The sequence below is a fragment of the Nocardia pseudobrasiliensis NBRC 108224 genome (genome assembly GCF_001613105.1).
Lineage (GTDB): Bacteria > Actinomycetota > Actinomycetes > Mycobacteriales > Mycobacteriaceae > Nocardia > Nocardia pseudobrasiliensis.
The window spans coordinates 137896-158834 of the sequence record NZ_BDBS01000018.1 but is presented as its reverse complement, the minus strand read 5'-3'; the positions used below and the strand labels follow the sequence as shown (position 1 = coordinate 158834).

The window sequence follows — 20939 nt, the reverse complement described above, 5'->3', positions numbered from 1 at the left end:
GAGCCTACGACCCGCCACGCCGCCGACCGGAATAGGACTCCATGTAGGCCCACACCTCGGCCTGTCCGGCCGCCAGGAGCTGGTTGCGATTCTCGAGCGCGATGGCCGCGCCCATACTCGGGGTGTCGAGGTTGTGCCACAACACCTCCTTGGTGTTGCGCAACCCGAACGTGGTGTATTCGGCGATGCCGCGCGCGGCGGCCAGCGCCTCGTCCCACAGCTGTTCGTCGTCGACGACGCGGGAGACGATGCCCATCCGCTCGGCCTCGGCCGCGTCGACGGTGCGCCCGGTGATGATCATGTCGAAGGCCCGCGCCGCGCCGATCAGCCGAGGCAGCAGATAGCTCACGCCCGCATCGGTTCCGGTGAGCCCGGTCCGGATGAACGCCGAACAGAACGACGCGCCGCGCGCGGCGAAGCGCAGATCGCACGCCAAGGCCAGCGACAAACCGCCACCGAACGCGGGCCCGTTCACCGCCGCGATCACGATCTGCGGTGTCGCGCGCAGATGCTCGGTGAGGCTGGCCAGGAAATTCTGTCCGGTCTGTCCGGCCGGATAGTGCCGGTGCGCACCGACTTCGGGCACCTCGCCGTAATCCTTCAGATCCAGTCCCGCGCTGAAGCCGCGCCCGGTGCCGGTAAGGATGACGACCTTGCATTCGTCATCGGCGGCCACCGCGTCGAGCGCGTCGTGTAGTTCGGCGACCAATGCGAAGTCGATCGCATTGAGCCGTTCGGGCCGGTTGAGGCGGATGGCCGTGATGTGTTCGGCCACCCGCTCGATCTCCACAGTCGTCACGATTTCCGACGCTACGGCCCGGGCCCGCGTCGGCGACAAGATTTCGCCCGCTGGGTGGAACTACAGCCGCCCGAGCACCTTGGTCGGGGTGATGCGCACGATCACGCGCTCGGCATCGTTGACCGAATCCGGATTGAACTCCAGATACGGCTTACCGGTGTACTTGTAGGACATCCGATCCGGCAGCGTCTTGTCCGGATCGGGAATGAGCGTCGCGGTGCCGCGAATCTCGGCATAGGCGTAGGGATTTTCCGGCGGATTGATCATCACCGCGATCCGCGGATCGCGCGCCAGATTCTTGTACTGCTGCCGCGACACCGTGGTCGAGTAGACCAGCTCGGTACCTTCGCGGTCGATCCAGTTGACCGTCAGGTGGGGCTGTCCGTCGCGGCCCACCGTGGCCACGGTGACGAAGGGCTTGCCGTCGTCGAGGTACTTCTTCAGATCTTCGGAGAATTCGACTGTCACATCGCATCCGAACTCGAGTCGCGCGCCGGACATTCCAAATAGACCTATCGGTCTGCTTATATGCTTCGACCATGCGACGAGCCGCATTCCGGATCCTCACGTCACTCACCGCCCTGCTACTGATCGCCGCGCCCGCGGCCACGGCCGACCAGCCGTATCAGCCCGCGGGCCCGACCGAGGCGAAGTACTTCGCCCCCGGCCCCTGGGCGGTCACCACACGGCAGGCCGTGGGTTGCTGCGACTCCACCGGGGCCGCCTACGACGTCTGGTATCCGACCGACCTCGGCGCGAACGGCATGCGACATCCGATCATCACCTGGGGCGACGGCACCTCGGCCGTCCCGCGCCAATACGACTATCTACTGCGACATCTCGCGTCCTGGGGCTTCGTGGTGATCGCGACCGAGAATCAGACCACCGGCTCCGGAGCCGATATCGTCTCGGCCGCACGGTATCTCATCGACAGCTCGGCGGATCCAGCGAATATCTTCCACGACAGGCTCGATCCCGACGCCGTCGGCGCGTTCGGTCATTCACAGGGCGCCACCGGGGTGCTCAATGCGATGATCAGATCCGACGGACTGATCAAAACCGTTGTGGCGGTAGAGACTCCGGCACAGGCGTTCTGTGGGGATACCCAGCGCTGCGCCGACGCCCACCGAGTCACCTCCGGCTCGGTATTTCTCGTCAACGGTTCCAGCGACGCGCTGATCTCCCCGTCCGAGCAACTGCCCGGCCTGCCCGTCGGCCTGCAATCCAATCGCGCCTACTACGAGGCGATCCCGGCGACGGCAACCAAGGCGTGGGGCACCCTGATCGGCCCGAATCACAATGACGTTCAGGGTCAACCCGACTGCGTGGGAGCCTCCAAACCCTGCACCACCGGCGTCTACGGCTACCTCGGCTATCCGACGGCCTGGCTACTGGCCCGGTTGCGGCACTGCCCCGGGGCCCAGCGCGCCTTCGCGCCGGGCTCCGGTGAGTTCTACGCCCCGAATCCGCACTGGACCAACCAGATCGGCGCGCAGGCGCACTGAGCGCGGTCACCGTTCGATGCGATACACCCACCTGTCCACGTCCGGCACGGTGCCGCGCTGGACACCGGTCAGGGCGGCACACAGCTCACGCGTCACCGGCCCGATCGGTCCGTCACCCACGGTGAACTGCCCGCCGGGTTCGCAGATGCGTCGAACCGGAGTCACGACAGCCGCTGTCCCGCAGGCGAACATCTCCGATATCTCGCCGTTCGCACATCCCGTACGGAGCTGATTGAGCGAAATCCGCTCCTCCCGTGGCGCATAACCCAGCCGAGAAGCCAGCGTCAGAATCGAATCCCGGGTAGCTCCCGGCAGGAGCGTCCCGGTCAGTTCGGGGGTTATCACCTCCGCATCCGCGCCGCGCCCACGCACGAGGAAGACGTTCATCCCGCCCAACTCTTCCAGCCAACGGTGCTCCATCGCGTCCAACCACAGCACCTGCTGACAGTCGGCCTGCTGGGCCCGCTGCTGCGCGACAAAGGTGGGCGCGTAGTTACCCGCGATCTTGACATCCCCGGTGCCTCCCGGAAACGCGCGGCTGTACTCGTCGTCGACCCACACCGAAATGGATTCCGTATCGTCGCCGAAGAAGCCGCCCGCCACGAATGCCATGAGCAGGAACCGGTATTCGCGAGCCGGCCGCAGCATCAGCGAAACATCCGTGGCGAACAGCAGCGGACGCAGGTAGAGGCTGCGTGAGAGGTCCTCGGGCAGACATGATCGATCCGCGACCACGAGTTCCTCGACCGCGCGCAGGAACAGCTCCTCGGGTATTTCCGGCATGGCCAGCCGACGGGCCGACCGTCGGAACCGGTCGGCATTCCACAGCGGACGGAACACGCCCATCTTTCCGTCGACCTGCCGATGCGCCTTGAGGCCCTCGAAGGCGACCTGCCCGTAATGCAATCCGACCGTCGCCGGATGCAGCGACAGGTACTCGATCGCGCGCAGACCGGCATCGTGCCAACCGTGCTGTTCGGACCACCGGGCACTGAACATATGCGCGGTGAAGTCCTCGCCGTGTCCCAGATTTCGCACCGGCCCGGCTTCCGCCGTGGCCGCCGAATTATGCAGTGTCGTTTCCATTCCCACCCCTCAGACCGCTGCCACGTCGAAGTAGGTGTTCCGCTCGATCACCATCCGACCGGCAAAGCGCCAGAAATCCGCGAAGCCGACCGACAACGGCCGATCATCACGGGATACGCCCTCGAAATAGCCTCGGACCGCCACCTCGTCCATATCGCAGACAATGGAACTGATGCGATGGCTGCCGCGCTGGATGATTCTCGTGCTGGCGTAATACTCCTCGATCGAGGCGCGACCGACCAGCGCGCTGTATCCGGGTCTGCGATATACCGCATCCGACGAGAAGCAGGACAGCGCGGTACCGAGGTCACCCCCGTCGATGTTCCGATAGTAACTGCTGACAACGTCATACAGATCCGATGTCATATCCCCTCCATAATCATGAGAACTTGCCGAAGAAACCTGTCCGTGTGAAGTAGTCGACGTATCGACCCAGGATTTCCGAGTCCATCCGCACCGGTTCGACGCCCGCTGCGGCGAGGAATTGTGCGGATTTCGAGTTCGTTCGCGGCGCCGACTCGCCGCCATGGTCGACCGTCTCATCGAGAATCAAATCCATGGTGTGGCGAGCGATATTCATCGACCCGTCGTCCGAGAGACGTTCGAGCTCCTCGACGAAACGAGCGGTCGGCACCACCTCGAGTGGGTATCCACGCTGCTCGAGCACCGCGATCAGCGCCGCGATCGGAGTCGGCTCGGCCGCGATCAGATTGTAGTTTCCACCGAGAGTTTCGGGCTCTCGAGCCATTCGCACGATCGCACGGGCCACGTAGTTCACCGGAAGCATGGCCACGACCGCATGCTGCAAAACCTCCGGCACCATGCCGATCGCGATCATCGCGCGCACGGCGTTCCAGAACGTGTCCTGTGCGGCCGCGGCTCCGGTCGACTGCTCGCCGGCGATCAACCCGGGGCGATATACCGACGCCGGGATCCCTCGCTCCCGCGCGCTCCGGATCATCTTCTCCGCAACCCATTTCGACCGCACATAGCCGGATTCGACGAGCCGCTCCGGAAGCACCCACTCGTCCTCGCCGACCATCGAGCCGGTGACCGCGTCCAGGAGCACCGAGCCGGTCGAGACGAAGTGCAGCGGTTTCACGTGGTGCGTTGTCGCCAAACGCAATAGCCGCTCGGTGGCGTCGACATTCGGACCGTGCAGCCGTCGATAGGTTTCGATGTGGTTGACCCGCGCACCGTTGTGCACGATCATGTCGATCGATTCGGCAAGCCGACCCCATTGCGGCACGGTCATTCCCAGCCGATCGCGGTCGAGATCACCGGGCACCACGACGATTCGCCCCGCCTCGATTTCTCGCCACGCACCGAACTCCCGCATCGCGTCATGTACACGGCGCAAGCCGTCGGCCTCGGTATCGGCGCGGACCAGACACCACACCCGGGCATCCGTCTGATCCAGCAGTTCACGCACCAGATGCGAACCGAGGAAGCCGCTCGCGCCGGTAAGCAGAATGTCGCGAATCCCGATGCGCGCCGGTGCGATTCCGGTCGCGCGGACGTCCTCGGGCAGCGCTCCGCATTCGGCGAAGTCGAGTTCGGCCACCGGACGGCCGTCCGATTCTATCCAGGCCGCCAAGTCCTCGACCCGCGAGTTGTCGAACAGTGTGGACATCGCCAGATCGATACCCAGCGCGGCATTGATCCGCTCGAGAACCGTCAGCATCAGCAGGGAATGCCCGCCGAGCGCGAAGAAGTCGTCGTCCAAGCCGACCGGGCCGATGCCGAGCACCTCGGCGAATGCCTCCGCGATCGCCGACTGAGTCGCGGAAACCGGTGTCCGGAAAGCGCCGCCGCCCGCGAATTCCGGTTCGGGCAGAGCCTGGCGATCCACCTTCCCGTTCGCGGTCAGCGGGAACTCGTCCACGACCACGATGACCGCCGGCACCATGTAGTCCGGCAACCGGGACGACAGGTGCGACCGCAGCACCGCGGGGTCCGCGCCGGAGCCCTCGACGTATCCCACCAGTTGCGGCCCGTTCCCGGCGTCTCGGACCGCGGCGACGGCGCGACGCGCTGAATGATGTTCGGCCAGTGCCGATTCGATCTCACCGAGTTCGATCCGGAAGCCTCGGACCTTGACCTGGAAATCGGAGCGGCCGAGATACTCGAGCGTCCCGTCAGGACGCCACTTCACCTGGTCCCCGGTCCGATACAGCCGCGAGTCCGCCGTGAACGGGTCGGCGACGAAGCGCGTGGCGGTCAGTCCCGCTCGTCCGGGGTAGCCGTGCGCCGTTCCGCTACCCGCGATGTACAGCTCACCGGTGACGCCGGGCGGCGCCAGCTGTAGCCGTTCGTTCAGGACGTACATCCGCGTATTCGCGATCGGACGTCCGATCGGAGGCGTTCCCGCGCCCGAGGACAGCACCGCGGTGGCCGACCAGATCGTCGTCTCCGTCGGGCCGTACATATTGGTCAGATCCCGCGACACGCGGAGCATATCCTCGGCGAGGGCGGCGGGCAGCGCCTCACCGCCGACCAGCATCCGCAGCCCGCGCAGACCTTCCGCATCGTGCGCGATCATCGCCTGCCACAGCGCCGGAGTCGCCTGCATGATCGTGATCCGCTGCCGGGCAATCACTCCGAGCAACTCGGCGGGCCGTAGCACGGCATCGCGCGGCGCGATCACCACGGCAGCGCCGGCCAGCAGCGGCAGGAACATCTCCAGCGCGGCGATGTCGAAGGCGATCGTGGTGACCGCCAGCAGCCGGTCCCGGTCGTCCATCGGGAACTGCTCACCCAGTGCGACGAGAAGGTTACCCAGCGCGACATGCGGGATCGCCACCCCTTTGGGTTTGCCGGTGGAGCCGGAGGTGTAGATCACATACGCCACATCGGCTTTCGATCGGCCGCTGACGACGGGAGCGCTCGCCGGCAATCGGCTCAGATCCTGGGCCAGCACCTCTTCACCGATCACCAGCGCCGCATCGGAATCGTCGAGGACGAATTCGATCCGCTCCACCGGATGGTCCGGATCCAGCGGCACGTAGGCGGCGCCCGCCTTCGACACCGCCAGCATCGCCACCAGCAGATTCGACGATCTCGGCAGTAGCAGGGCCACCCGCTGCCCACGTCGCACTCCACGCCCGATCAGCCAGTGCGCCAGCCGATTGGCCCGCGTGTCGAGTTGCCGGTAGCTCAGCGAGGTGTCGCCGAATACGACGGCCACCGCGTCGGGGGTCCGCTCCACCTGCCGATCGAACAGCTCGAGCACGGTCACACCCGCCTCGGGCGTGCGGCCACCATCACCCCAGCGCAACAACAGTTCTCGCTCGGCCTCGTCGACAGCCTCGATGGTTCCCACCCGGCGATCCGGCTCGGCGATCATCGCTTCGAGCAGAAGCTGCCACCGGGACACCAGCGATTCCACCGTGCCGCGGTCGAACACGTCCGTGCGGAATTCGACCACGCCACCGATGCCCGATTCGGCGCCGTCGTCACCGCGACGGTCCCCCAGGCTGAAGACCAGATCCATGCGCGCCCGGCCGGTTCCGACAAGCTCCTGGGTGACTCGCAGACCCGGCATCGTCAACTGGTCGGCGCCGAACTCGTTCCACCCGAACAGGACCTGGAATACGGGGTGGTGAGCCATCGAACGCGTTGGATTGAGGACCTCGACCAAACGCTCGAACGGCACATCCTGATGCGCGTAGGCATTCGAGCTGCGCTCACGCACCCGGCCCACGAGTTCACGGAAGGTCGGGTCGCCCGAGACGTCGGTGCGCAGGACGAGGGTATTGACGAAGAACCCGATCAGATCGTCGAGCGCCTCGTCGGTGCGACCGGCCGTCGGCGAACCCACCAGGATGTCCGGGCCCGCACCGACATTCGACAGCAGGACCGCCAATGCCGCGTCGAGAACCATGAATACGCTCGCATCGCAGGCTCGCGCGAAACTCCGCAGCCGCACGGAAAGTTCTCGGGGCCAATCGAACTCGAGGAGGTCACCGGCATGCGAGGCCTGCTGCGGATAGCTCCGGTCCACCGGCAGCGTGATCCGCTCCGGAGCACCCGCCAGCTGTCGCTCCCAGTACGCCGATTGGCGGGCTATCGGGCTGTCCGGATCCGACTCCAGGCCGAGGATCTCCCGCTGCCACAGCGCGTAATCCGCATACTGCACCGGCAGCGCCGCCCACCCCGGCGACCGTCCGGTACATCTGGCCGCGTAGGCGATGCTCAGATCGCGCAGCAGGACGCCCATCGACCAGCCGTCGGCGGCGATGTGATGCATGACCAACACGAGGACGGATTCGTCCGCGTCCACAGCGAGGTCGGGATCCGAATGAAACAACCAGGCCCGCAATGGAATCTCGGATTCCAGCCGGAACGCGTGCCGCACGGCATCGGCCACCGTGTACCGGTGGTCCACGCCGACGACCGTCAGACCGCAATCGGCGTCCGCAAGTGGTAGCACCCGCTGATACGCGACACCGTCGTCCTCGTGGAAGACCGTACGCAGGCTCTCGTGCCGAGCGACAACGTCATCCAGCGCGGCCGCCAGTGCCGCGGTGTCCAGCGCGCCGGACAAGCGCAGCACGGCGGGAATGTTGTAGGTCGGCGACGGACCTTCCATGCGATACAGGAACCACAGGCGGTTCTGGGCGAACGACAGCGGCAGGCGCTCCGGGCGCGGGCGCTGCACCAGTGCGGCGCGCGCCGCCTTCGCACCGGCGACCTCGCGCTGCAATCCGGCGACGGTCGGGTTGTCGAAGACCGCGCGCACCCCGAGTTCCACGCCCAGTACCGCGCGCAAGCGGCCGACCAGCCGATTCGCCAGTAGCGAATGTCCGCCCAGGTCGAAGAAGCTGTCATCCAGGCCCACTCGCTCGACACCGAGCACCTCCGCGAACAGCTCCGCCACCGTCCGCTCGCGCTCCGTCCGCGGCGCGCGATAGGCGTTGCGCGACAAGAATTTCGGCTCCGGCAGCGCTTTACGATCCAGCTTCCCGTTGACCGTCAGCGGGAACTCGTCGACCATCACGATCGCCGTCGGCACCAGATACTCCGGCAATCGCGACGACACGAACGCCCGCACGACCGCCACGTCCACACCCGCGGCGTCGGCGGCGGTCACATATCCGATCAGCTGTCCGCCGGTGGCGGTCTCACGCACAAGGACCACCGCTCGTTCGACCGAAGGGTGTTGCGCCAGAACGGCTTCCACCTCACCCGGTTCGATCCGGAAACCCCGCACCTTCACCTGATCATCAACCCGACCCACAAACTCGAGCTGCCCATCAGCCCTCCACCGCACCACATCCCCCGTCCGATACATCCGCGAACCCACCCCACCGAACGGATCCGCCACAAACCGAGACGACGTCAACGCAGAACGACCCGAATACCCCCGAGCCACACCAGCACCCGACACATACAGCTCACCCACAACCCCCACTGGAACCAACCGCAAACCCGCGTCCAATACCACCACCGACGCCCCCGAGAACGGATCACCGATCGGCAGTCCCCGATCGAGATCGAGATCGGGATCGACCCGGTAACTCGTCGTGAACGTCGTCGCCTCCGTCGGACCGTAACCATCGACAACCGTCAGCCCGGGACACGCCCGCACCACCCGACGCACCGCCTCCACCGACACCACATCACCACCGGTCCACACCTCCACCAGACCAGCCAGACACCCGGGTTCGACCGCTGCCACCACCTCGAAGAGCCCAGCGGTCAGCCACATCCCCGTCACCCCGTACTCGGCCACCAACCGACCGATCACCGCAGCATCCACCCGACCCGGCGGCGCGACCACCGCCGCACCACCATTGAGCAACGGCACCCAGAACTCATACGTCGACGCATCGAACGACGTCGGCGAATGCACCAACACCCGACCATGCGCAGCCAACCGAGAATCCGTCATCACCGCCACCACACCCCCATGCGTGACGACCACACCCTTCGGCCTGCCGGTCGACCCCGACGTATAAATCACATACGCCGCATTCGACCCACCGAGCACACCACGCCGATCGACATCAGTCACGGCAGCCGGACTCATCCGCGAAACCAGTTGCGCCACATCGGGATCATCGATCAATGCCAGCGGCACATCCCACGCGGCCAGCACTCCACCCAGTTCCGAGGTTGCCACCGCCAGCACCGGCGACACATCGCCGAGCATGAACCCCACCCGTTCCACCGGATACTCCGGATCGATCGGCAGATACACGCCACCGGCCTTCGACACCGCCAGCACTGCGACCATCAGTTCCACCGATCGCGGAACCGAGACCGCGACAACGGTTTCCGGTCCGACGCCTCGGTCGATCAGGTATCGCGCCCACCGATTCGATGCCTCATCCAGTTCCGCGTACGACAGGGTGGTCTCGCCGCATATCACCGCAGCCGCCTCCGGAACCCGTCGCGCCTGGCGCGCAAACCGATCCGGAACCGTCTCTGCCTCAATAGATTCCACCGTTGCGACACCACCCCAGCGCAGCAGTCGGTCCCGCTCGCCGCTGTCGAGCACATCGATCGCGCCCACCCGCATCTCCGGATCGGCCGCCACCGCCTCCAACACCCGCACGAACCGATCGATCACTCCATCGACTCTCGCGCGAGTGAGGACATCGGTCCGGAAGCCGAACCGAAGTCCGAGTCGAGCGCCCGGAAGGACCGCCACATCCAACGGATAGTGGGTGGCGTCCTCACCGCGGGCATCGGTGATGGACAGCGCGGAGCCGGGCACTCCGAACCCGTCCTCGTCGAAGGGGTAGTTCTCGAAGACGAGCAGTGTGTCGAACAATTCGTTGTTGCCGGTCAGGCGGCAGATATCGCCCAGACCGATGTGCTCGTGCCCGAGCAGCCGGACCTGATCCCGCTGCAGTCTCGTGAACAGCTCCGTCACCGGCGCGGAATCGTCCACGCGCACACGGACCGGCACGGTGTTGATGAACAGACCGACCATCGTCTCCACCCCGGGCAGTTCGGCCGGACGGCCCGATACCGGTGCTCCGAAGACGACGTCGGCGCGGCCCGTCATGCGGGCCAGGACAATCCCCCACGCCCCCTGGATCACCGAATTCAGGGTGATCCGATACCGCTCCGCTACCGCGCCGAGCGCCCGGGTCAATGCGTCGGACAGGGTCAGTTCGGTTCTGTCTCGCTGGAATTCGCCATTGCCGGGCGTGGAGTCCGGACGTACCGCCGCGACCAACAGAGTGGGATCGTCCAGCCCGGCCAGCACCTCCCGCCAGGCCGCCTCGGCGGCGTCCCGGTCCTGCCTGCCCAGCCAGTCGAACAACTCGCGCAGCGGTGTTACCGGCGCGAGGCCGGAGCTGTCGCCGTTCGCCGCGTAAATCGTGAACAACTCGCTCAGCAACACGGGCAGCGACCAGCCGTCCCACAGCAGATGATGGTGGGTCAGCAGCAGCCGATGCCGGTGGGCGGACATTCTGACCAGCATCGCGCGCAGCAGCGGTCCGTCGCCGAGGTCGAAGTCACGGGCCTTCTCCGCACTCCGAAGCCGATCCAGTTCCGTGGTCCGGCCCGGTTCGTCCAGCTCCGTCAGATCCTGCTGCCGCCACGGTACGGCGACCCGGCGCGGCACGATCTGCACGGGACGGTCGAGCCCCGCGCGGACGAATTCCGCGCGCAGGCCGGGCTGCCGATCCACCAGCGCCTGCAGAGCGGCGTGCAATCGCGCGGCCTCCAGCGGGCCGTCGAGTTCGAATTCCACCTGAGCGATATACGGGTCCCGGTCGTATCCGCCGAGCGAATCGTGGAACAGCAGGCCCTCCTGCAGCGCGGTCACGGGCAGGATGTCCTCGATCCCGCGCGATACCTTGTCCGCATCCGAACTCGCGGCGAAATGTCGTTCCACTGCTTCGATCTGGTGTTGGGTCAGCGCCGCCGAAGACAGGTCCGAGGGAGTGAAGCCACCGCCCGTACGGTCCACACAGTCGCCGACCGCCGCCAGCGCCGCGAACCACATATCGCTGAGCTCGGCCACATCGGCCTCGGTGGCGCACCCGCCGGCCCAGGTCCAGGTCGCCACCAGTTCGGGACCGTCCGCGGTGTCCTCGGTAACCGCGTTCAGCTCGAGTACGTGCGACATCGGCAACTCGGGCGGCAACTCGGGGCGGAACCCGTAGCGCGCGTCCGAACTCCAGGGCACGCAGTCCCGCGAGGACGACATCCTGCCGAGGTAGTTGAAACCGATCTCGGCGCGAGCACAGTCAATCAATTCCGCGCGGGCGGCCGGATCGAGGTAGCGCAGCAGGCCGAAACCGATTCCGCTACCCGGAACGGCGCGCAACTGTTCCTTGATCCGCTTCACCTCGGCGTCGAGTGCCGTTCCGGCGGAGAGGATTTCAGCCCATCCCGCGGTGGATTCGAGCCGGACCGGATACATGCTGGTGAACCAGCCCACCGTGCGGGACAGATCGACTCCGGGAGCGAGGGTTTCCTCACGTCCGTGCCCTTCCACGTCGACGAGCAGAGCGCTGTCCCGACGACCGCGCCGACGCGCCCATTCGACCGTCGCCATGGCGAATGCGCCCAGCAGGATGTCTTGGACTCCGGCGTGGAATGCGGCGGGGATCTTGCCCAGCAGCGGCGCCGTAAGGGCCACCGGCAGGCGGGTGGTCAGGCTGCCCGCGCCGCCGTAGACATGACGAGTTGGATCGAGCGTGACATTCGCGAGCACCGGCTCGGACCGGGCAAGAATCGCCTTCCACAGCGGCAATTCGGCCATTCGCGCGGGTGCGGTCGCCTGCTCGGCCAGCAGTGTCGACCACCGCCGCAACGACGTGCCCTCGGGCGGCAGCAGTAGCTCGCGGTCGGCGCGTATCGCCTCCCAGCCCAGCGCCAGATCCGATAGCAGGATGCGCCAGGAGACGCCGTCGACGACAAGATGGTGGACGACCAGCAGCAGTGTGCCCGCACTATCGGGGCCGGAATCGAACCACACCGCCTGCAGCAGCGCGTCGTCCTCGAGGCCCAACCGCCCCTTGGCCTTTCGATACGCGGTAGCGGCCGCCTCGGTGATCTCGTCGGCGGACAGCCCCGTACTGTCCAGGCACTCCAATACGCGATCGACGTCGAGAGATCCGGGCGGCCGCACCGACATCGACCAGTCGCCATCGGCCCGTACCTCGACTCGCATACGCAACGCGTCGTGCTGGTCCACGACCGCCCGCAGCAGACGAGCGAGATCCCTCGAACGCAGACCCGCCGGTGTGGCGATCAGCAACGACTGATCGAACCCGTCTGCGGCACAGGAGCGTTCGCGCAGCCATTCGATGATCGGCGTAGCCCGTACCGGCCCGACTGCCACGTCCTCGACCGTGTCCGGCTGCGCACCGCTCGCCGCGGCGGCCAGCGCCAGCCCGGAGGGCGTCCGGTGGGTGAAGACCTCCTGCGGTTTGATCAGCACACCCGCGGCGCGTGTCCGGCTGACCAGCTGGATAGCGGAGATGCTGTCGCCGCCCAGCGCGAAGAAGTCGTCGTCCGCCCCGATCCGGTCGATGCCGAGCACATTTGCGAAGGCCGCCGCGATCGCGATCTCGGTGTCGCCGCGGGGTCTGCGATAGCCGACCCCGGAGGTGAATTCCGGTTCCGGTAAAGCCCTCCGATCCAACTTCCCCCGCGAAGTCAACGGAAACTCATCCACAACCACCAACACCGACGGCACCAAATACTCCGGCAACCGCGACACCAAAAACGACCGCAACACCTCCACATCCACATCCACACCCGAACCCGCCGCGGTCACATAACCCACCAACCGCTTACCCCCCACCGACTCCCGCACCACCACCACAGCCCGACCCACCGAAGGATGCTGCGCCAGAACGGCTTCCACCTCACCCGGTTCGATCCGGAAACCCCGCACCTTCACCTGATCATCAACCCGACCCACGAACTCCAACAAACCATCAACCCGCCACCGCACCAGATCCCCACTGCGATACATCCGCGAACCCACCCCACCGAACGGATCCGCCACAAACCGCAACGCCGTCAACCCCACCCGATTCACAAACCCACGACCCACACCCACACCCGACACATACAACTCACCAACCACACCCACCGGCACCAACCGCATCGCAGCATCCAACACCACCACCGACACCCCCGAAAACGGATCACCAATCGGCACACCGCGCCCCAACTCGGCTCCGGGATCGATCCGGTAACTCGTCGTGAACGTCGTCGCCTCGCTGGGACCGTACGCATTGACCACCGTCAGATCCGGGCAAACCCGCGCCATCGTGCGCACCGCATCGGCGGATACCGCATCGCCCCCGGTCCACACCTCGACCAGACCAGCGAGCGCTTCCGGCTCCACTTCGGCTGCCGCCGCGAACAATCCGGCCGTGAACCACATACCCGTGATGCCATGGCTCGCGATCAGCCGACCGATCAACCCGGTGTCCACCCGGCCCGGCGGTGCGACCACCGCCGCACCACCATTGAGCAACGGCACCCAGAACTCATACGTCGACGCATCGAACGACGTCGGCGAATGCACCAACACCCGACCATGCGCAGCCAACCGAGAATCCGTCATCACCGCCACCACACCCCCATGCGTGACGACCACACCCTTCGGCCTGCCGGTCGACCCCGACGTATAAATCACATACGCCGCATTCGACCCACCGAGCACACCACGCCGATCGACATCAGTCACGACAGCCGGACTCATCCGCGAAACCAGTTGCGCCACATCGGGATCATCGATCAATGCCAGCGGCACATCCCAGCCCGCCAACACACCACACAACTCCGACGTGGTCACCACCAACACCGGCGACACATCGCCGAGCATGAACCCCACCCGCTCCACCGGATACTCCGGATCGATCGGACAGTACACACCACCAGCCTTCGAAATAGCCAACACCACCGCGATCAACTCCACCGACCGCGGAACCATCACCCCCACAACCGATTCCACACCCACACCCCGCCCGACCAGATACCGCGCCCACCGACTCGACACCTCATCCAACTCCGCATACGACAACTCACCCCCCTCCCACACCAACGCCACAGCATCCGGAACCCGCTCCACACAACAACCGAAACGACCCGGAATCGTCTCCCCACCAACAACTTCCGACAACCCCACACCACCCCACCGCAACAAAACATCCCGCTCACCCACACCCAGCACACCGATCGCACCCACCCGCACATCCGGATCAGCCGCCACCGCCTCCAGTACCCGCACGAACCGGCGGATGATCTCCTCCACCGTCCCCGGTTCGAAAAGATCGGCCGAGTACTCGACACCGCCCCGCAGCCCCGGAACGCCTACGGTCTCATGGATATCGAAGGTCAGATCGAATCGCGACGTACGGACCAGCGACGGCGGGATGTCGAGCATCGAGATCCCCGAACCGTCGTCCGCGGGCAGCAGGTGCTTCTGATAGGCCAACATGATCTGGAAAAGCGGATGCCGCGACAGCGAGCGTTCCGGAGCCAGCACATCGACCAACATGTCGAACGGCAACTCCTGATGCGAGTATGCCGCCAGGGCCTTCTCGCGCACCTGCTCGACCACCGTCGAGAACGGGAGATCCACCGTTACCTGCGTGCGGACCACCCAGGTGTTGACGAAGAATCCGACCAGATCGTCGAGCGCCTCATCGGTCCTGCCGGCGATGGGCGCTCCGAAGGCGACATCATCGGTGTTGCCGAGCTTGGACAGCAGTACCGACAGGGCGGCCTGGAAAACGATCGACATCGTCGCGTTGGATCGGCTCGCCAGGCGCTCGAGTGCGAGTTTGAGCGGCTCGTCGATTTCGAACAGGACGCCGCCGCCGCGGTGGGTCGGCAGCTTCGGGAGCGGTCGGTCCGCGGGCAGCTCCAACCCCTCCGGGAGGCCGTCGAGTTCTCGGCGCCAGTAGTCGGCTTCCTCCGCGGCGATGCTCTCCGGGTCGTCGACCGAACCGAGCAATTCCCGCTGCCACAGCGTGTAATCGGCGTACTGCACCGGAAGCGGTTCCCACGCGGGCGCGCTTCCCCGCATCCGCGCGCCGTAGGCGGCCTGCAGATCACGCAGCAGCGGCCCGAGAGACCAACCGTCGCAGGCGATGTGGTGCATCAGGAATACGACCACGGAGTCCTGGCCGCCGGTATCGATGACGATGACACGGAACGGGATTTCGGCATCGAGGTCGAATCGGTGGCCGATAGCCGCCGAGATCGCGTCCAGGACGGCCGCGTCGTCGGCGGCGGATACCGTCGAAATCGGCGCCTCGATCCGGTCGAGATCCAGTACCCGCTGATAGGCGATGCCGTTCTCGTCCTCACCGAATACGGTGCGCAATATGTGATGTCGATCGACCAGATCGCCGATAGCCGCTGTCAGGGCCTCGAGTTTCGGCTCCCGCCAGCGCAGTACCAGTGGCACGTTGTACACCGACGACGGGCCGTGCAGTTTGTGGAAGAACCACAGTCGCCGCTGCGCGAACGAAATCGGAATCATCGGGCACCCTCCCCATTGGTCATGGCACGCAGTGTCGGACGTTGCCGGCGCTTGCTCGCCGGCAGTTGTTCTGCCAATTCAGCGACCGTGGGGTGCGCGAATATGGTCCTGATCTCCGGTTCGATCCCGAGGGTCGATCGGATCCGGCCGACCAGCCGGGTCGCCGGCAGTGAATGACCGCCCAGTTCGAAGAAGTTGTCGTCGAGCCCGACTCGGTCGACCTCGAGCACCTCCGCGAACAGGCCAGCGAGAATCCGCTCCTGTTCGGTGCGCGGTGCGCGGTACGGCGTCGGCCCGGAGGTCTCCGGTTCGGTGGAGTTCGGGCGGCCGAACCGGTCCCGAAGCGGCGCTGGGAACGCATCCGCCGGGACGATCGCCGCCACGGCCGCATCCGGGTCGGCGGCCAGAGCCTCGAGCACCCTCAGCCACTGGGCGATCAAGTCCCGCACCGTATCCTCGTCGAACAAGTCGGCGCGGAATCCGACGCGCAGGCCCAGCCGCGGTCCCGGAATGACGGCGACGTCCAGCGCGTAGTGCGTGTAGTTGATGCCGTACGCCTCGGTGATCCGGACGTCGGTGCCCAGAACGGCGATGTCGCCACGTTCGAAGGGGTAGTTCTCCAGCACGAAGACCGTGTCGAACAGCTCCGCGTGGCCGGTCCAACGGTGGATCTCGCTGAGCCCGACGTACTGATGGTCGAGCGTGCGAATTCGCTCCTGCTGCAACTGTTCCAGCAGTTCGCGAACCCTCGTCGACGCCGACAACCGCACCCGGACCGGCACCGTGTTGATGAACAGACCCACCATGGTCTCCACACCCGGCAGCTCTGCGGGCCGCCCGGAGGTGGGCGTGCCGAACACCACATCCGCACGCCCGGTCGCCCGGGCCAGCACGATGCCCCAGCCGGCCTGCAGGACCGTGCTCAGCGTCACCGCGCACCGCTGCGCGACATCCTCCAAACCGCCCGACAATGCCTCGGACAATTGCGATTCCATCAGCTCCCGAACCGGTGCGTCGGCACCGTCCGTCGAAGGCGCGACCAGGGTGGGTTCGGCCAATCCGTCGAGGGCCTGACGCCACACCGCTTCGGCGGCGTTCGGATCGCGTTCGGCCAGCCACGTGAAAAAGTCGCGTAATGGTGTGACCGCGGCCAGTTCGTCGCCACGCCCGCCCGCTGCGTAACTGTCGAACAGTTCCTTCAGCACGATCGGCGCGGACCAGCCGTCCCAGATGATGTGGTGGTTGGTCAGCAGCAGCCGATGTTCGTCGGCGGCGGTCCGGACCAGGATCGCGCGGAACAACAGGCCGGTGGCGGGATCGAAACCGCGGGCCTTGTCCTGCTCGCGCACCCGCAACCAGGCTGCCTCCCGGTCGATCTCGTCGATGGTGGTGAGATCGAGGTACTGCCAGGGCAATTCGACATCGCGCGTGATCACCTGAATCGGCCGCTCGAACTCCCCGTGCACGAAGCGAGTCCGCAGACCGGCATGTCGATCCATCACCGCCTGCAATGACGCCTGCAATCGCCGCACGTCCACCGGCCCCTGCAACTCGAGACACATCTGCACCACGTACGGGTCCGCCGCGGGATCGGCGTACAGCGCGTGGAACAGCAACCCCTCCTGCAGCGCCGTCACCGGCAGTACCTCCTCGAGTCCCGGATACCGTTCCTCCAGCCCCGTCAGCTGCTCTTGCGTCAGCGAAACCAGCGCCAGATCCGACGGCGTGAAACCACCCGCGCCGCGCTGCACACAGGCGGTGATCGCCGCCAGCGCCGCGAACCACAGCCCCGCCAGCTCGTCGACCTCGGCCCTGTCCAACACCGCGCCGGCCCACGTCCAGGTGGCCCGCAGCTCCGGCCCCGCGGCCGAGTCATAGGTCACCGCATTCATTTCCAGCACATGCGGCAACGGCATATCCGCCGGGGCGCCGTCCAGCAGTGCCCCGAATCGGGTGTCGGGCGCCCATTCCGACCGCCCTCCCGGCGCGGCGATGCGTCCGAGGTAGTTGAATCCGATCTCCGGCGCACGTCCCGCAGCGAGATCCGCCCCGGTCCGCTCGTTCAGATACCGCAGCAGCCCGTAACCGAGTCCACCCCCCGGCACCGACCGCACCTGCTCCTTGATCGCCTTGACACACGCCGCCAAAGCACGATCACCAGCAACGATGACATCCCAGCCCACCGAACCGGCATCCAGACGCACCGGATACAAACTCGTGAACCACCCCACCGTCCGCGACAGATCAAGCCCCTCACCGATCGCCTCGTCCCGACCATGACCCTCGACATCCACAACAACCGCACCATCACCCCGACCCCGCCGACGACCCCACTCCGTCACCGCCAGCGCAAAACCCGCCAACAGAACATCCTGCACCCCAGCACGAAACGCCGCAGGCACCGCACCCAGTAGCGGCGCGGTCCGCTCCGCCGGCAACGACACCGTCAGCTCCCCCGCACTACCGAACACATCACGCACCGGATCCACACCACACCCCACCAACGGCGTCCAGGGAGCCGTGATCGACTGCCACACAGGCAATTCCGCCACACGCGCCGCCGCCTCCGCAGCCAACACCTGCGACCATCGCCGAAACGACGTACCCACCGCGGGCAACACAATCGGCTCACCCGCCCGCACCGACTCCCACCCCGACGCCAAATCCGCCAGCAACACCCGCCACGACACACCATCGACAACCAGATGATGGATCGCCAGCAACAATGCCCCGGCTCGACCCGGCCCCGCATCGAACCACACGGCACGCACCATCGAATCCGCGTCGGATTCGAACAGGTTCGCGGCCGATTTATGGAGATGGGCGATCCGCCCGGCTGTCTCCTCGACGGATATGCCCGCGCAGTCGACGTGTTCGACGAACGGTTCCACACGCGCCGACCCGACCGGGCGCACGGCCAGCGACCAGGTTCCGTCGGCATCGGCTATCCGGAGCCTCAGCATGTCGTGCCGGTCCAGCAAAGCCTGTAGCAGACCGAGCAATTCGGGCTGCCGCAGTTCGGCCGGGGTGGAAACCACGACGGCCTGGCAAAACCCGTCGGCGATCCGGCTGCGCTCGGCGAGCCATTCGATGATGGGCGTCGCGGTGATCGTTCCGGTACCGATGTCGTCGATCGGATCGGCCGCGACCGTGGCCGCGGTCGCGATCCTGGCCAAGGCGTCGGGAGTCCGGTGGGTCAGCACATCCTGAGATTTGAACCGCAGGCCCGCGTGACGTGCCCGACTGACCAACTGGATCGAGGAGATGCTGTCGCCGCCCAGTTCGAAGAAATTGTCGTCGACACCTACCCGCGCGTGCCCCAATACCTGTGCGAACAGGTCCGTCAGCAGCCGCTCACGCTCCGTCCGCGGCGCGCGGTACGCCGTCAGCGATGCGAACTTCGGTTCCGGCAACGCCTTCCGATCCAGCTTTCCGTTCACCGTCAGCGGGAACTCGTCGAGGACCACGATCGCGGCGGGTACCAGGTATTCCGGCAGCCGGGCGGCGACGAACGACCGCAGTGCTTCGGCCTCCGCACCGGGCGCGGTGGTCACGTAGCCGACCAACTGTTTGCCGGTCACCGACTCGCGTACCACGACTCGGGCCTGTGTCACGGAAGCATGCTGAGCCAGAACCGATTCCACCTCGCCGGGTTCGATCCGGAAGCCGCGGACCTTCACCTGATCATCAACGCGACCCACGAACTCGAGCACACCATCGGCTCGCCATCGAACCAGGTCCCCGGTCCGATACAACCGTGCACCGGCGGCGCCGAACGGATCGGCCACGAACCGTGCCGACGTCAAACCGGCCCGACCCGAATATCCCCGGGACACACCGGAACCCGACACATACAACTCACCCGCCGCCCCGACCGGCGCCAATCGCAGATCGGCGTCCAGCACCACCACCGACGCCCCCGCCAGCGGAACACCGATCGGCACACCTCGATCGAAAACGCCTCCGGGGTCGATCCGATGGCTCGTCGCGAACGTCGTGGTCTCGGTCGGCCCGTAGCCGTCGACGATCGTCAGCTCCGGGCATGCCCGCGCCACCCGGCCCACCGCCTCCACAGACACCGCGTCACCACCGGTCCACACCTCGGTGAGACCGGCGAGACAATCGGGTTCCACCGCGGCGACAGCCTCGAAAAGTCCGGCCGTCAACCACATTCCCGTCACCGCATGCTCCGCTACCAACCGCCCGATCACCGCGGCATCGACGCGCCCCGGCGGCGCGATCACCGCGGTACCGCCGCCCAGCAGCGGTACCCACAGCTCGTAGCTGGACGCATCGAACACCATCGGCGAATGCACCAGCACCCGTGTATGCGCCCCGCCCGCGAACTGAGGAGCACTCGCCAGGCCGACCACACCCGCATGCGTGGCTACCACGCCCTTCGGCGTGCCCGTCGAGCCCGAGGTGTAGACCACATACGCCGCGTTCGATGGATGCAGCGCACCTGATCGATCGACATCGGCGATCACGGCCGAAGGTTGTTCCGAAACCGACTGCGCGACAACAGGATCGTCCATCGCCACCGCGGCCACGGACTGCCCCGCGACCACCTCCCGCAGCCCGGCGGTGGTCAACACCAGCACCGGCGACGCGTCCCCGAGCATGAATCCGATCCGCTCCACCGGATACCCCGGATCGATCGGCAGATACGCACCACCAGCCTTCAACACCGCCAGCACCGCGACAATCAGCTCCACCGAACGCGGAACCATCACCGCCACAACCGACTCCGGACCAACACCCAACCCGATCAAATACCGAGCCCACCGACTCGACACCTCATCCAACTCCGCATACGACAGCGCCACATCCCCGAACACCACCGCGGCGCCGGCCGGAGTCTTCTGCACCCGAGCAGCGAACAACTCCGGAACCGGCACCCCGTCGCGGAGTTCGCCACGATGCACACCGCCCCAACTCAACAGTCGGTCGCGCTCGATTTTGTCGAATTCGGGAGTCGTCGGCTCGTTCATATCTTGTTCCTCACTAGAACGTTCACGATCCGGTGTGAATCCATCAGGGCGCGGCAGAGCAGCGCCGATTCACACCACGGTGT

General features: G+C 66.2%; 7 protein-coding genes. 1 reads left to right on the top strand and 6 read right to left on the bottom strand.

Translation table 11 applies throughout. The features are described 5' to 3' along the window. Positions 1-4 precede the first annotated feature (4 nt). Both NP4_RS16270 and NP4_RS16265 read right to left on the bottom strand, forming a co-directional pair. Entirely contained in the window at positions 5-799 is a 795-nt protein-coding gene (locus NP4_RS16270) for an enoyl-CoA hydratase/isomerase family protein (protein ID WP_067998516.1), read from the bottom strand. 60 nt (positions 800-859) lie between these two features. Further along, positions 860-1267: a PPOX class F420-dependent oxidoreductase gene (locus NP4_RS16265; protein ID WP_245998074.1), complete on the bottom strand. Its 408-nt coding sequence runs from the start codon at positions 1265-1267 to the stop codon at positions 860-862. Positions 1268-1338: 71 nt separating this feature from the next. Here NP4_RS16265 and NP4_RS16260 point away from each other — a divergent pair, with 71 nt between their 5' ends. Further along, positions 1339-2304: a poly(ethylene terephthalate) hydrolase family protein gene (locus tag NP4_RS16260; protein WP_067998512.1), complete on the top strand. Its 966-nt coding sequence runs from the start codon at positions 1339-1341 to the stop codon at positions 2302-2304. Positions 2305-2310: 6 nt separating this feature from the next. On the opposite strand, the gene NP4_RS16255 is transcribed toward NP4_RS16260, so the two are convergent. Genes NP4_RS16255 through NP4_RS16240 form a run of 4 tightly spaced genes read right to left on the bottom strand, consistent with a single transcriptional unit; the run spans position 2311 to position 20856 of the window. Next, positions 2311-3390 (bottom strand): branched-chain amino acid aminotransferase, encoded by a 1080-nt coding sequence (locus NP4_RS16255; RefSeq protein WP_067998510.1) that lies wholly within the window; start codon positions 3388-3390, stop codon positions 2311-2313. Between the two features lie 9 nt (positions 3391-3399). Continuing rightward, positions 3400-3756, bottom strand: coding sequence for a nuclear transport factor 2 family protein (locus NP4_RS16250; protein WP_067998507.1), 357 nt, complete (start codon positions 3754-3756; stop codon positions 3400-3402). Between the two features lie 13 nt (positions 3757-3769). Beyond that, complete coding sequence (locus NP4_RS16245; protein WP_067998504.1) at positions 3770-15865, bottom strand: non-ribosomal peptide synthetase; 12096 nt, start codon at positions 15863-15865, stop codon at positions 3770-3772. Beyond that, entirely contained in the window at positions 15862-20856 is a 4995-nt protein-coding gene (locus NP4_RS16240; protein ID WP_067998503.1) for a non-ribosomal peptide synthetase, read from the bottom strand. The genes NP4_RS16245 and NP4_RS16240 overlap by 4 nt, the downstream gene beginning before the upstream one ends. Between the last annotated feature and the right edge of the window lie 83 nt (positions 20857-20939).

Coding starts and splice junctions, on each gene's coding strand:
- NP4_RS16240 (WP_067998503.1), bottom strand. CDS start 20,856: ATGAACGAGCCGACGACTCCCGAATTCGACAAAATCGAGCGCGACCGA.
- NP4_RS16245 (WP_067998504.1), bottom strand. CDS start 15,865: ATGATTCCGATTTCGTTCGCGCAGCGGCGACTGTGGTTCTTCCACAAA.
- NP4_RS16250 (WP_067998507.1), bottom strand. CDS start 3,756: ATGACATCGGATCTGTATGACGTTGTCAGCAGTTACTATCGGAACATC.
- NP4_RS16255 (WP_067998510.1), bottom strand. CDS start 3,390: ATGGAAACGACACTGCATAATTCGGCGGCCACGGCGGAAGCCGGGCCG.
- NP4_RS16260 (WP_067998512.1), top strand. CDS start 1,339: ATGCGACGAGCCGCATTCCGGATCCTCACGTCACTCACCGCCCTGCTA.